The organism is Salinimicrobium oceani (assembly GCF_012037645.1).
In genome coordinates, this window is the sequence record NZ_JAAVJR010000351.1 from 1 (window position 1) to 536 (window position 536).

Sequence of the window (536 nt, forward strand, 5' to 3'; positions counted from 1 at the left end):
TTAATGCTGCTGGCGGGCCTGCTGATGTTTTCCTGTAAATCTCCCGAAGCAAGGAGACCAATGACTCAAAAATCGGGTTCATATATCAATGAAGCAGTAGAGCGCAACAGGAAAATTGTTGCTCAAGAAGAGGCCCGAATCCAAAGTATTATTGAAAAGGATTCAACTCACGAATACATTTCCTCTCCTAATGGTTTCTGGTACTTTTACAATGTTAAAGATACTACCTCCACGAAAACTCCCGAATTTGGAGACGTGGTAGAATTCGATTATTCCCTGCAAACCCTCGATGGTCAAAACATTTATACCGATGAGGAGATTGCCCCTCGTAGCTATACGATGGATAAGGAGCAACTTTTCAGCGGACTTAGGCAGGGACTTAAACTAATGAAAGAAGGCGAAACGGTGACTTTTTTGTTTCCGTCACATAAAGCATTCGGATATTATGGCGATAAAAAGCGAATAGGTAAAGATGTACCTGTGATCTCTAAAGTTACGCTCATCAATATATCCGAAGAAACCGAAGAAACCGAAGA

At 41.4% G+C, this 536-nt stretch carries 1 protein-coding gene; it reads left to right on the forward strand.

Annotated features, from left to right (window positions below; genetic code table 11):
- Positions 1–536, forward strand: a 536-nt coding sequence (gldI, locus tag HC175_RS17135; RefSeq protein ID WP_317172348.1) for a gliding motility-associated peptidyl-prolyl isomerase GldI, incomplete at both ends; no start/stop codon positions are given.